The following is a 12,875-nucleotide window of genomic DNA, read 5'->3' as shown; positions in this document are numbered from 1 at the left end:
CGGGGTGCCACGTCCTTCCTGCCGGAGTCCTGCCATGCAGACCGTCGCCATCGCCTCCCGTGCCGACCAGAGACGCGCCCTTGGTCTCAGCACGATCGCCTTCACCGCCTGCTTTGCGGTCTGGACGATCTTTTCCATCATCGGCGTGGCCATCAAGGCCGATCTCGGGCTGAACGATACCCAGTTCGGCCTGCTCGTCGCGACGCCGGTCCTGACCGGGTCGCTGACGCGGATCTTCCTTGGTGTCTGGACGGAGAAATACGGCGGCAGGCTCGTTTTCTCGGCCCAGATGCTGCTGGCGGCGCTGGCCACCTGGGCGCTGACCCTGGCCGACAGCTATGTGATGTATCTGGTCGCGGCGCTGGGCGTCGGCCTTGCCGGGGGCTCCTTCATCATTGGCGTGGCCTATGTCAGCCGCTGGTATGACAAGGGCCATCAGGGCACGGCACTCGGCATCTTCGGGGCGGGCAATATCGGTGCCGCGGTCACGAAGTTCGTGGCGCCCTTCGTCATGGTCGCCTGGGGCTGGCAGGGCGTCGCCAATGCCTGGGCCGCCGCGCTCGCGCTCATGGGCGTGGTCTTCTTCCTGTTTGCCAAGGACGATCCGGCCCTGGTCGAGCGGCGCCGGACCGGCAGCAAGCCCCCCAGCCTTGCCCAGCAATTCGCGCCGCTCCGGAACCTGCAGGTCTGGCGCTTCTCGCTCTACTACTTCTTCGTCTTCGGGGCCTTCGTCGCGCTGGCCCTTTGGCTGCCGCATTACCTGATCGACGTCTATTCCGTCGATGTGCGCACGGCAGGCATGGCCGCCGCCTCGTTCAGCCTCTCGGCCAGCCTCTTCCGCGCCTATGGCGGGCACCTGTCCGACAAGTTCGGCGCGCGGTCGGTGATGTACTGGACCTTCGGCTTCTCGCTCATGTTCCTCTTCATGCTGTCCTACCCGCCCACCGATTACGCCATCCAGGGCAAGGACGGTGTCATCTCCTTCTCCACGCAGATGGGCCTGTGGCCCTTCGTGGCGACGCTCTTCGCGCTGGGCTTCTTCATGAGCCTGGGCAAGGCCGCCGTCTTCAAGCATATCCCCGTCTACTATCCCAACCATGTCGGCGCCGTGGGTGGCCTTGTCGGCATGATCGGCGGGCTTGGCGGCTTTGTCCTGCCCATCGCCTTCGGTGCCTTGCTCGATCTTACGGGGATCTACACCTCGTGCTTCGCGCTGCTCTTCCTGCTGGTGGGCATCGCCCTGACCTGGATGCACCTGTCCATCCGCGCGATGGAACGCGCCGCCCATGGCGAGGCGCTGGACCGCCTGCCGCAACTGCCCGAAATGCAGCCCATCCATCATCCGGAGCGGACGGCCATGCCGCGCGTGCTGGGCGACTGGCGCCCTGAAGATCCGGCCTTCTGGGCAGGCGAGGGCCGCGCGATCGCCCGCCGCAACCTGTGGCTGTCGATCCCGGCCCTGCTGCTGGCCTTCTCGGTCTGGATGGTCTGGTCGATGGTGGTCGCCAAATTGCCGCTGATCGGCTTTGCCTTCACGCCCGAGCAGTTGTTCTGGCTGGCAGCGCTTCCCGCGCTGTCGGGGGCGACGCTGCGCATCTTCTACGGCTTCATGGTTCCGATCTTCGGCGGGCGGCTGTGGACGACGCTTTCCACGGCCTCGCTTATGCTGCCCGCCATCGGCATCGGCTATGCCGTGCAGAACCCCGAAACGCCCTATTTCATCTTCCTCGTCCTGGCGCTTCTTTGTGGGCTTGGCGGGGCCAACTTCGCCTCTTCGATGGCCAACATCGGCTACTTCTTCCCGAAGGCGGAGAAGGGCAATGCGCTTGCTCTGAACGCAGGCCTTGGCAACCTGGGCGTCAGCGTGATGCAGTTCCTCGTGCCGCTCGTCATCACCGCCGGGGTCTTCGGCGCTATGGGGGGCGAAGGCAAGCCGCTTGCCGACGGGGGCACGCTCTGGCTGCAGAACGCGGGCTTCATCTGGGTTCCCTTCATCCTGGCCTCCACCCTCGCGGCCTGGGCGGGCATGCACGACATCGCCGATGCCAAGGCCAGCTTCGCCCGGCAATCGGTGATCTTCGGCCGCACCCACAACTGGCTGATGTGCGTCCTCTATATCGGCACCTTCGGCAGCTTCATCGGCTATTCGGCGGGCTTTCCGCTGCTGTCGAAGATCGCTTTCCCGGATGTGAACGCGCTGCAATATGTCTTTCTCGGCCCGCTGGTGGGTGCGCTGTCGCGCGCCGGCACCGGCTGGGTTGCGGATCGCTTCGGCGGCGGCAGGGTCACCTTCTGGGTCTTTGCCGGCATGATCGCCTCTGTCCTGGGCGTGATCCTCTCGCTTCAGTCGGGCAGCTTTGCGGGCTTCTTCGCGGGCTTCATGGCGCTGTTCTTCTTCACCGGCGTCGGCAATGCCTCCACCTTCCAGATGATCCCCGTGATCATGGGCCGCGAAGTCCCCCGCCTGATGCCACAGCTTTCCGGGGCCGACCGCGCCCGCCAGATCGCCATGGAATCCAGCGGCATCGTCGCCTTCACAAGTGCCATCGGCGCCTATGGCGGGTTCTTCATCCCCAAGGCCTATGGCTCTTCCATCGCGATGACCGGCAGCCCCATCGGCGCGCTCTGGCTGTTCCTCGCCTTCTACGTGATCTGCCTTGTCCTGACATGGGCCGTCTACACGCGCCCCGGCGGACTTCTGCACGACATCGAGCGTGGCCGCACCTTCGCTGCCGCCCACCCTGCCGAATAACGAAAGGACGCCAAGATGAGCCACCTGCTCGACAGACTGAACTTCTTCCAGAGCAAGGAACTGGAACAGTTCTCAAACGGCTGGGGCCAGACCACGCGCGAAAACCGCGACTGGGAGGACACCTACAGAAACCGCTGGCGGCATGACAAGATCGTCCGCTCAACCCATGGCGTGAACTGCACGGGGTCCTGTTCCTGGAAGATCTACGTCAAGTCCGGCATCGTGACGTGGGAGACGCAACAGACCGACTATCCGCGCACGCGGGCGGGCCTGCCGAACCACGAACCCCGCGGTTGCGCGCGGGGGGCCTCCTACAGTTGGTATCTCTACTCTGCGAACCGCGTGAAGAACCCGCTGATCCGGGGGAACCTGATGCGCGCCTGGCGCAGGATGCGCGCCACGATGACACCGGTCGCCGCCTGGGCCGCGATCCAGAACGATCCGGCCCTGCGCGCCAGCTATACCGGCACCCGCGGCAAGGGCGGCTTCGTCCGCGCCACCTGGGACGAAGCGACCGAGATAGTCGCCGCCGCCAATGCCCATACCGCCAGGGTCTGGGGGCCCGACCGCGTCTTCGGCTTCTCGCCCATCCCCGCCATGTCGATGGTCAGCTATGCCGCCGGATCGCGCTATCTCTCGCTTCTCGGCGGCACCTGCATGTCCTTCTACGATTGGTACTGCGACCTGCCGCCCGCTTCGCCCCAGACCTGGGGCGAACAGACCGACGTTCCGGAAAGCGCGGATTGGTACAATGCGGGCTTCATCATGCTCTGGGGCTCGAACGTCCCGCAGACCCGCACACCGGATGCCCATTTCTACACCGAAGTCCGCTATCGCGGCACCAAGTCCGCCGTCGTCAGTCCCGACTATTCCGAAGCGGCCAAGTTCGGCGATATCTGGCTGAACCCGCAGGCAGGCACCGATGCGGCGCTGGCCATGGCGATGGGCCATGTCATCCTGCGCGAATACCATCTCGACCGGCAGGCCGAGTATTTCGAGGATTATGCCCGCAAATACACCGACATGCCCATGCTGGTGCAGCTGGATGAGGTGGACGGCCGCCTTGTTCCGGGCCGGATGCTGCGGGCCGACGATCTCGATGGCAAGCTGGGCGAAACCAACAACCCCGACTGGAAGACCGTCGCCTTCGAGGAAAGCTCGGGCCGCATCGTCGCGCCAAACGGCTCCATCGGTTTCCGCTGGGGCGAAGAGGGCAAATGGAACCTCGAGGAAAAGGCCGCAGACACCGACACGCGCCTGCGCCTCAGCCTGATCCTCGACAGCGACCATGATGAGGTGGTGGCCGTCGACTTCCCCTATTTCGGCGGCGCGGCAACCGGCGATTTCGTGAAATGCGCCGCGCCGGAAGTGCTGACCCGCAACATCCCCGCCCGCCGCGTCACCCTTGCGGGCGGGCGCGAGGTGATGGTTGCCACGGTCTTCGATCTGTTCTGCGCGAATTACAGTCTGGATCGCGGCCTTGGCGGCGATTGGGTGTCGAAGAACTTCAACGACGACATTCCCTACACCCCGGCCTGGGCCGAACGGATCACCGGGGTCTCGCGCGAGAAGATCATCGCCGTGGCGCGGGAATTCGCAGGCAATGCCGAAAAGACCCGCGGCAAGAGCATGGTCATCCTCGGGGCCGGCCTGAACCACTGGTACCACATGGACATGAACTACCGCGGCATCATCAACATGCTGGTGATGTGCGGCTGCATCGGGCAAGAGGGCGGCGGCTGGTCGCATTACGTGGGCCAGGAAAAGCTCCGCCCGCAGACCGGCTGGCAACCCCTTGCCTTCGCGCTGGATTGGAACCGCCCGCCGCGGCACATGAATTCCACCTCCGCCTGGTATGCCCATACCGACCAGTGGCGCTATGAAACCCTGCGCGCGGGCGAGATCCTGTCGCCCACCGCGCCCGCAGGCGACTGGAATGTCAGCCTGATCGACTACAACATCCGCGCCGAACGCATGGGCTGGCTGCCCTCCGCCCCCCAGCTCAAGACCAACCCGCTTGATGTATCCAGGGCCGCAAGGACGGCGGGCAAGGCGATCCCCGCCTATGTGGCCGAACAGCTGAAATCCGGCGATCTGGAAATGTCCTGCCAGGATCCGGACGCGCCAGAGAACTGGCCGCGCAACCTCTTCGTCTGGCGCTCCAACCTGCTCGGCTCATCGGGCAAGGGGCATGAATACTTCCTCAAGCACCTTCTCGGCACCGATCACGGCGTCATGGGCAAGGACCTGGGCGAGGAAGGCCATGCCAAGCCGGTCGAGGCCGCCTGGCACGACGCGGCGCCGAAGGGCAAGCTCGACCTGCTGGTCTGCATCGACTTCCGCATGTCCACCACCGCCGTCTACTCCGACATCGTGCTGCCCACGGCCTCGTGGTACGAAAAGGATGATCTGAACACCTCGGACATGCACCCCTTCATCCACCCGCTTCAGGCGGCCGTGGACCCGGCTTATGAGTCACGGTCGGACTGGGAGATCTTCAAGGCCATCGCGAAGAAGTTCAGCGAGGTCGCGCCAGAGGTTCTGGGCGTCGAGACGGATATCGTCCAGCTTCCGCTCCTGCATGACACCGCCGCCGAACTGGCGCAGGCCCATGTGAAGGACTGGAAGAAGGGCGAATGCGACCTGATCCCCGGCAAGACGGCCCCCAACTACATCGCGGTCGAACGGGATTATCCCAATCTCTACGAAAAATTCACCTCTGTCGGCCCGCTGCTTGAAAAGCTGGGCAATGGCGGCAAGGGCATCACCTGGGATACCAGGGTCGAGGTGGGCCATCTCGGCGATCTGAACGGCAGGGTCGAAGATGGCGTGGCCAAGGGGCAACCCAGGCTTGATACCGCCATCCACGCCGCCGAGATGATCCTGATGCTGGCGCCGGAAACCAACGGCGAAGTCGCGGTCAAGGCTTGGGAAGAGCTGGAAAAACCCACGGGCCGCCATCATGCCCATCTGGCCGAAGGCGCGCATCACACGAAGATCCGCTTCCGTGACATCGCGGCGCAACCGCGCAAGATCATCTCCTCCCCCACCTGGTCGGGCATCGAAAGCGAAGAGGTCTGCTACAATGCGGGCTATACCAACGTCCACGAACTGATCCCGTGGCGCACCCTGACAGGGCGGCAGCAACTCTATCAGGATCACCTCTGGATGCGGGCCTTCGGCGAAGGCTTCGTCAGCTACCGCCCGCCGGTGGATCTCAAGACCATCACCAAGGCCGTCAACAACGACGCGGCCGAGGGCAACCCCCATGTCGTCCTGAACTTCATCACGCCGCACCAGAAATGGGGCATCCATTCCACCTATACCGACAACCTCCTGATGCTGACGCTCAACCGCGGTGGGCCGGTGGTCTGGATGTCCGAGGTGGATGCCGCGAAGGCGGGGCTCGTCGATAACGACTGGGTCGAGGCCTACAACATCAACGGCGCGCTGACCGCGCGGGTCGTGGTGTCCCAGCGGATCAAGCAGGGCACGCTCTTCATGTATCACGCGCAGGAAAAGATCGTGAACACGCCCGGTTCCGAAAAGACCGGCAACCGCGGCGGCATCCACAACTCCGTCACCCGCGCCACGCTCAAGCCGACCCACATGATCGGCGGCTATGCCCAGTTGTCCTACGGCTTCAACTACTACGGCACCGTCGGCAGCAACCGCGACGAATTCGTGATCGTTCGCAAGATGAAGAAGGTCGACTGGCTCGATCAACCCGCAACCGGCAAGGTGGAGGCAGCGGAATGAAGGTTCGCGCACAAATCGGCAAGGTCCTGAACCTGGACAAGTGCATCGGCTGCCACACCTGTTCTGTCACCTGCAAGAACGTCTGGACCAGCCGCGAAGGCGTCGAATACGCCTGGTTCAACAATGTCGAAACCAAGCCCGGCACCGGCTATCCGACCGATTGGGAAAACCAGAAACGCTGGAATGGCGGCTGGGTCCGGTCGAAATCGGGCAAGCTCCAGCCAAGGCAGGGGGCCAAGTGGCGCATCCTGGCGAACATCTTCGCCAACCCCTCGATGCCCGAGATCGACGATTACTACGAACCCTTCGATTTCGACTACGACCACCTGAAATCCGCGCCAGACATGCAGGCTTTCCCCACCGCCCGCCCCCGGTCAAGGATCACCGGCGAAAGGATGGAAAAGATCGAGAAGGGCCCGAACTGGGAGGAAATCCTCGGCGGCGAATTCGCCAAACGCTCGGCCGACTACAACTTCGACAAGGTCCAGAAGGACATCTACGGAGAGTATGAGAATACCTTCATGATGTATCTGCCGCGCCTGTGCGAGCATTGCCTCAACCCCACCTGTTCCGCCTCCTGCCCTTCGGGCGCGATCTACAAGCGGGAAGAAGACGGCATCGTCCTGATCGACCAGGAAAAATGCCGCGGCTGGCGGATGTGCATCTCCGGCTGCCCCTACAAGAAGGTCTATTACAACTGGGATACCGGCAAGTCCGAGAAATGCACCTTCTGCTATCCCCGCATCGAAAGCGGACAACCGACCGTCTGTTCGGAAACCTGCGTCGGCCGCATCCGCTATCTCGGCGTGATCCTCTATGACGCCGACAGGATCGAGGCCGCCGCCAGCGCCGAACGGGAAACAGATCTCTACGGCGCGCAGCTTGACGTCTTCCTCGATCCGAACGACCCCGAGGTGATCGCCGCCGCCCGCCGCGATGGCGTGCCGGAAGACTGGATCGAAGCCGCGAAGATCAGCCCGATCTGGAAGATGGCGATGGAATGGAAGGTCGCCTTCCCGCTGCACCCGGAATACCGCACCCTGCCCATGGTCTGGTATATCCCGCCGCTCTCGCCCATCCAGAACGCCGCCCAGGCCGGCCAGATCGCCATGAGCGACCAGATGCCCGATGTGCGCTCTCTCCGCATCCCGGTTCAGTATCTGGCGAACATGCTGACGGCAGGGGATGAAGAACCCATCGTCTCCGCCCTCGAACGCATGTCGGCCATGCGGCTCTACATGCGGGCGCTTACGGTGGATGGCGTGCGCGACGAAGGCATCGCTGCCCGCGTCGGCATGTCGGGCCGGATGATCGAGGACATGTACAGGATCATGGCCATCGCCGATTACGAAGACCGCTTCGCCATCCCCACCGCCCACCGCGAACAGAACGAACAGGGCGCCGACATCCGCGGCGGCTGCGGCTTCACCGATGGCAACGGCTGTTCCGGCGGGGAAACCGGCAAGACCGGCCTCTTCGGCGGCAAGAAGAAATCCTTCGCCCTTCCGCTGGAGTCCTTCTGATGAACGATCGCACCCTGAAGGCCCTGTCGCTGACGCTCAGCTACCCGTCCGCCGAACTGCAACAGGCCATGCCCGCCATTGCGGCAGTGTTCCGTGCCGATCTGCGGATCGCCGCCCCCATCAGGGCGGCCCTGCAGGCACTCGCAGACGATCTGGCTCAGGCCGATCTCTATGATCTGCAGGAACGCTACGTGATGCTCTTCGATCGCTCGCGCAGCCTGTCGCTCAATCTCTTCGAACATGTCCATGGCGAAAGCCGCGACAGGGGCGGTGCCATGGTCAGCCTGATCGAAACCTATCGCGCCGCGGGTTTCGAACCCATGACGACCGAACTCCCCGATCATCTGCCGGTCCTCCTCGAATTCCTGTCCTCGCGTCCCACAGGCGAGGCGCGGGAAACCTTGGCGGACGCGGCGCATATCCTCGATGCGCTTGCCGCGCGGCTCACCCGGCGCGGCAGTGGATATGCCGCCGCGTTCGCCGCCCTTTCGGGTCTCGCCGCGGCCGAAGTGGATGCAGAGGCGCTCGCCGCCCTGCTGGCCCAACCCGAGGATGACCCTGCCGATCTCGCCGCGCTGGATGCGATCTGGCAGGAAACCGAGGTGACCTTCGGCCCCGATCCCAATGCAGGCTGCCCCCAGATGCGCGACATCCTCGCCTCCATGGACAGCCCCACCCGGCCCGCCGCCCCGGCGCGCCCGTCCAACCTGTAAAGGAGAGGGCCATGCACGACTTCCTTTTCGGCATCTATCCCTACATCGCCCTTGCCGTCCTCCTGATCGGCTCTGTCGCCCGCTACGAACGCGATCCCTTCACCTGGAAGACCTCCTCCAGCCAGTTGCTGCGGCGCCGCCAGCTGATGATCGGCTCGACGCTGTTTCACGTCGGCGTTCTGGTGATCTTCTTCGGACATCTCGTCGGCCTGCTGACACCCATCGCCCTCTTCGATGCGCTGGGCATCAGCCATGGTGCCAAGCAATTGCTGGCCGTGATCGCCGGCGGTGTGGCCGGGATCATGGCCCTCGTCGGCGGGGCGATGCTCCTGCACCGCCGCTGGATGGATCCGCGCATCCGCAAGACCTCCAGCTTCGCCGACATCGCGATCCTTGTCCTGCTTCTGGCGCAACTGATCCTCGGGCTGGGCACGATCTTCATTTCGCTGCAACACCTCGACGGGCACGAAATGACAAAGTTCATGACCTGGGCGCAGATGATCTTCACCTTCCGCTCCGGCGCGGCGGACCAGATCGCCGATGTCGCGCTTCTGTTCAAGATGCACCTCTTCCTTGGCCTGACCATCTTCCTCGTCTTCCCCTTCACGCGCCTCGCGCATGTCCTGTCGGGCTTCTTCGCACCCCTGCGCTATCTCTTCCTGCGCCCGGGATACCAGTTGGTCCGCTCGCGCCGCCGTCGCCCTCTGGACGAACGCCGCGCGGCCTTCGACCGGCGGCAGGCCGTGGCCGGCCCCAAGGCGGGGGGCAAGTGATGGCCATTCTCGCCAGCCTCCACCCCGATGTCATCGTGAACGGCGAAACCATCCCCGCCGCCGCCATCGCATCCGAGGCGCAGAACCACGCCGCGCCCAGGGGAAAGCCCGGCATTGCCTGGCGCAAGGCGGCGCAGGCGCTGACGATCCGCGCGCTTCTGCTGCAAGAGGCCCGGCGTCGCGGCCTTGTTCCCGATCCGATGGAACTGGCCCCCGGCCGGACCGAGACCGAGGACGAGGCCCTGATCCGCGCGCTGCTCGACCAGTCGATCACCCTTCCCCCGATCACGGAAGAGGCGATGCGCGCCGAATGGATGAAGGATCCGTCCCGCTTCCGGTCGGCCCCGCTCTGGGATGTCTCGCATATCCTCTGCGCCTGCGATCCGCGCGACGAAGCCGAAAGCGCGGCCGCGCTGGCCCGGGCAAGGGCGATCCTCGCCCGCCTCGGGGATGACGCCAGGGGCTTCGCCGCCGCCGCCGGGCAAAGCGATTGCGGATCAAGGGCGGCAGGCGGCCATCTGGGCCAGATCGGCCCGGGCGACACCGTCCCCGAATTCGAATCCGCCCTGCGCGCCCTTCCCGAAGGCGGCATGACGCCGGATCCCGTCCAGTCGCGGCACGGCTGGCACATCATCCGGCTGAACGCCACGGCTCCCGGGCAGGTCCTGCCCTTCGAAACCCTGCGCCCGCGCCTTGCCGAGGCGCTGGAAAAGATGGCCTGGGCCCGCGCCTCGCAGGCCTTCGTCGCCGCGCTTGCCCGCCAGTCGGTCATCTCGGGCGCATCCCTCGATCCGATCTGAACCCTGCACGGGGCCTGACATGAACCAGACACGCATTCCGGGGCCAACAGCATGCTGAACGATCTGCTCAGCCGCAACCGCGACTGGTCGCACCTCCGCCAGCGGCAGGAACCGGATTACTTCACCCGCCTTGCCGCGCTTCAGGCCCCGGAATTCTTCTGGATCGGCTGTTCGGACAGCCGCGTTCCGGCGAATGTCGTCGCGGGTCTCGACCCCGGCGAGGTCTTCGTGCATCGCAACGTGGCCAATGTGATCCATTCCGCCGACATGAACTTCCTCTCCTCGCTCGAATTCGCGGTGGACACGCTGCATGTGCGCGAAATCATCGTCTGCGGCCATTACGGCTGCGGCGGTGTCCGCGCCGCGACCGAGGATCTGCCCCATGGTCTTGCCGATCACTGGCTGGAACCGATCCGCCGCCTTGCCCGCAGCTATGCCGTCGATCTGGGGCGCGAATCCGATGCCGAAGGCCGCCGCGACAGGCTGGCGGAACTGAACGTCGTGGAAGGCGTCCGCCGCGTCTGCGAAACGCCCATCCTCCAGCGCGCCTGGGAAAGGGGCGCCGATATCCGGGTGCATGGCCTGATCTACGGGCTGAAGGATGGCCTCCTGCGCGATCTGGATTGCAGCATGGGGCCCGGCCATTTCGGGGCAGGGGAAAGATGACCGCGCTTGAACCCCTCGCCCCCTCAGGCTGCGGATGCGACCGGCGCGATACCGCCGGAAAGCTGATCCCCATCGACACGGCGCTGTCCCTCATCGCCGACCGGGCGCAGCCCGTGGCGGAAACCGAAACGCTCTACCTGCAGGATGCGCGGGGCCGCATCCTTGCCGCGCCCGTTGTCGCGCAAGCGGCGATCCCGCCCTTCGACAGCGCCGCGATGGATGGCTATGCCCTCGCCACGTCTGCCCTGTCCGGTCCGGGGCCATGGACGCTTCCGGTCGTCGCCCGGGGCCCGGCCGGGCAACCTGCGGCCGCCCTGTCGGGCCTTCAGGCCAGCCGCATCTTCACCGGCGCGCCCCTCCCGGCCGGGGCGGATGCCGTCATCATGCAGGAAGAAGTCCGCCGCCACGCCCATAGCATCCGCATCGCCCAGCGTCCCATCCCGGGCCAGAACATCCGCCATGCGGCCAGTGAAATGCCCCGCGGCGCCGTGATGCTGCACGAGGGCAGCAGGCTCGGCCCGCGCGAGATTGCCGCCTGTGCCAGCGCCGGTGCATCGCACCTCTTGCTGCGCCGCCGCCTCCGCGTCTCGCTGCTCGTCACCGGCGACGAACTGCGCCAGACCGGCGCGCCCCGCGATGCGGCGCAGATCTGGGATGTGAACACCCCCATGCTGCGCACCCTTCTCGCGGCCCGACCCGAGGTCGATCTCATCGCCGTGGAAACCGGCCTCGACAGCCGCGACGGCCTGTTCCTCCAGATCGCCGAACTGGCCGGGGCCAGCGATCTCCTGATCACCACCGGCGGGATCTCCGTCGGGGAAGAGGATCACGTCAAACCCGCCATCCTCGCCCGCGGCGGCAGGATCGCCTTCAGCGGCGTCGCGATCAAGCCCGGCAAACCCGTCACCTACGGACAGATCGGGTCTACACACTGGCTTGGCCTGCCGGGCAATCCGCTTTCTGCCTTCGTCACCTGGCATCTCTTCGGCCAGGCGCTGCTGCACAGGCTCACCGGCAACCACTCCGCCGGTCCTGCCCGTCGCCATGTCGTCACGGCCGATCCCGTCCGGCACAAGCCGGGGCGCTGCGAATACCGCCCCGCCCGCTGCATCGGCTTCGATCCGCAGGGGCGCGAGGTGGTCACCTTCGCCGCCGAAACCCATTCCGCCAGGGTCGGCGCGTTGCATGCGGCTGACGGGCTGATGCTCATCCCCGCCGATGCCGCGGATCTGCCACCCGGCGCACTTGCCGAATTCCTTCCCTTCTGCTGATACCGGAGCGTCCCATGCACCTTGCCTTCACAATGGCACCCGGTCGGGGCGATACCGACCTGATCCTCTTCCACCTTGCCGCCCGCCTTGCCGCCCGCGGCCTGCGCTGCCGGGGCATTGTCCAGATCAATTCCGACCGCGGCGATTCCGGCCCCTGCGACATGGATGTCCGCGTCCTGCCCGAAGGCCGGATCCTGCGCATCAGCCAGGCACTGGGCCAGTCCGCCCGCGGATGCAGGCTCGATCCCTCCGCCCTCGAAACCGCCGCAGGGCTCGTCTCGGCCAGTCTGGCCGAGGGGGCCGATATCCTGATCGTCAACAAGTTCGGCAAGCACGAGGCCGAGGGCCGCGGTTTCCGCAGCATCATTGCCGATGCCATCGGCCTCGGCCTGCCCGTCCTCGTCGGGGTGAACAGCCTGAACCTGCCCGCCTTCCAATCCTTCGCCGAAGGATGCGCCCGGCAGATCGCCCCCGATATCGACAGTCTGGAAGACTGGGCGCTTTTCGCAACCGGCGCGCAGATCCCCGCCGCCTGATCGACCAGACCTTCTGCCCACCCGGTCCCGCCTGCGGTGGATTTACAAATGGTTTGCAACTTTACAGGCTGTGCGCTTTACT

General features: G+C 65.4%; 9 protein-coding genes. All 9 read left to right on the top strand.

The annotated features are described in order from the left end of the window. Positions 1-34 precede the first annotated feature (34 nt). The 9 genes from G5V65_RS16100 to G5V65_RS16060 are packed head-to-tail and all read left to right on the top strand — an operon-like array spanning position 35 to position 12,793. Positions 35-2,752, top strand: coding sequence for a nitrate/nitrite transporter (locus tag G5V65_RS16100; RefSeq protein WP_165052048.1), 2,718 nt, complete (start codon positions 35-37; stop codon positions 2,750-2,752). 15 nt (positions 2,753-2,767) lie between these two features. After that, a complete protein-coding gene (locus G5V65_RS16095; protein WP_165052046.1) occupies positions 2,768-6,511 on the top strand; it encodes a nitrate reductase subunit alpha in 3,744 nt (1,247 codons plus the stop codon). Further along, complete coding sequence (gene narH, locus G5V65_RS16090; RefSeq protein WP_165052043.1) at positions 6,508-8,034, top strand: nitrate reductase subunit beta; 1,527 nt, start codon at positions 6,508-6,510, stop codon at positions 8,032-8,034. The genes G5V65_RS16095 and narH overlap by 4 nt, the downstream gene beginning before the upstream one ends. Beyond that, positions 8,034-8,747 (top strand): nitrate reductase molybdenum cofactor assembly chaperone, encoded by a 714-nt coding sequence (gene narJ, locus G5V65_RS16085; RefSeq protein WP_165052041.1) that lies wholly within the window; start codon positions 8,034-8,036, stop codon positions 8,745-8,747. The genes narH and narJ overlap by 1 nt, the downstream gene beginning before the upstream one ends. Before the next feature lie 11 nt (positions 8,748-8,758). Then, positions 8,759-9,520 carry a respiratory nitrate reductase subunit gamma gene (narI, locus tag G5V65_RS16080; protein ID WP_165052039.1) on the top strand — a complete coding sequence of 254 codons (762 nt, stop codon included), beginning with the start codon at positions 8,759-8,761 and terminating at the stop codon, positions 9,518-9,520. Next, the gene (locus G5V65_RS16075; protein WP_206526833.1) at positions 9,520-10,320 is read left to right on the top strand and encodes a peptidylprolyl isomerase; all 801 of its coding nucleotides are present in this window, start codon (positions 9,520-9,522) and stop codon (positions 10,318-10,320) included. The genes narI and G5V65_RS16075 overlap by 1 nt, the downstream gene beginning before the upstream one ends. 51 nt (positions 10,321-10,371) lie before the next feature. After that, positions 10,372-10,986, top strand: coding sequence for a carbonic anhydrase (locus G5V65_RS16070; protein WP_165052038.1), 615 nt, complete (start codon positions 10,372-10,374; stop codon positions 10,984-10,986). After that, entirely contained in the window at positions 10,983-12,257 is a 1,275-nt protein-coding gene (locus tag G5V65_RS16065; RefSeq protein ID WP_165052036.1) for a molybdopterin molybdotransferase MoeA, read from the top strand. The genes G5V65_RS16070 and G5V65_RS16065 overlap by 4 nt, the downstream gene beginning before the upstream one ends. 14 nt (positions 12,258-12,271) lie before the next feature. After that, a complete protein-coding gene (locus tag G5V65_RS16060; protein ID WP_165052035.1) occupies positions 12,272-12,793 on the top strand; it encodes a DUF2478 domain-containing protein in 522 nt (173 codons plus the stop codon). Positions 12,794-12,875 lie beyond the last annotated feature (82 nt).

The sequence above is a fragment of the Paragemmobacter kunshanensis genome (genome assembly GCF_011059185.1).
GTDB classification, from domain to species: domain Bacteria; phylum Pseudomonadota; class Alphaproteobacteria; order Rhodobacterales; family Rhodobacteraceae; genus Paragemmobacter; species Paragemmobacter kunshanensis.
Note: the sequence above shows the minus strand (reverse complement) of the source record. Positions and strands in the feature narration are given on the sequence as shown.

Excerpts from the sequence above, each read along its gene's own strand:
- G5V65_RS16100 (WP_165052048.1), top strand. The coding sequence starts at position 35 with ATGCAGACCGTCGCCATCGCCTCCCGTGCCGACCAGAGACGCGCCCTT.
- G5V65_RS16095 (WP_165052046.1), top strand. The coding sequence starts at position 2,768 with ATGAGCCACCTGCTCGACAGACTGAACTTCTTCCAGAGCAAGGAACTG.
- narH (WP_165052043.1), top strand. The coding sequence starts at position 6,508 with ATGAAGGTTCGCGCACAAATCGGCAAGGTCCTGAACCTGGACAAGTGC.
- narJ (WP_165052041.1), top strand. The coding sequence starts at position 8,034 with ATGAACGATCGCACCCTGAAGGCCCTGTCGCTGACGCTCAGCTACCCG.
- narI (WP_165052039.1), top strand. The coding sequence starts at position 8,759 with ATGCACGACTTCCTTTTCGGCATCTATCCCTACATCGCCCTTGCCGTC.
- G5V65_RS16075 (WP_206526833.1), top strand. The coding sequence starts at position 9,520 with ATGGCCATTCTCGCCAGCCTCCACCCCGATGTCATCGTGAACGGCGAA.
- G5V65_RS16070 (WP_165052038.1), top strand. The coding sequence starts at position 10,372 with ATGCTGAACGATCTGCTCAGCCGCAACCGCGACTGGTCGCACCTCCGC.
- G5V65_RS16065 (WP_165052036.1), top strand. The coding sequence starts at position 10,983 with ATGACCGCGCTTGAACCCCTCGCCCCCTCAGGCTGCGGATGCGACCGG.
- G5V65_RS16060 (WP_165052035.1), top strand. The coding sequence starts at position 12,272 with ATGCACCTTGCCTTCACAATGGCACCCGGTCGGGGCGATACCGACCTG.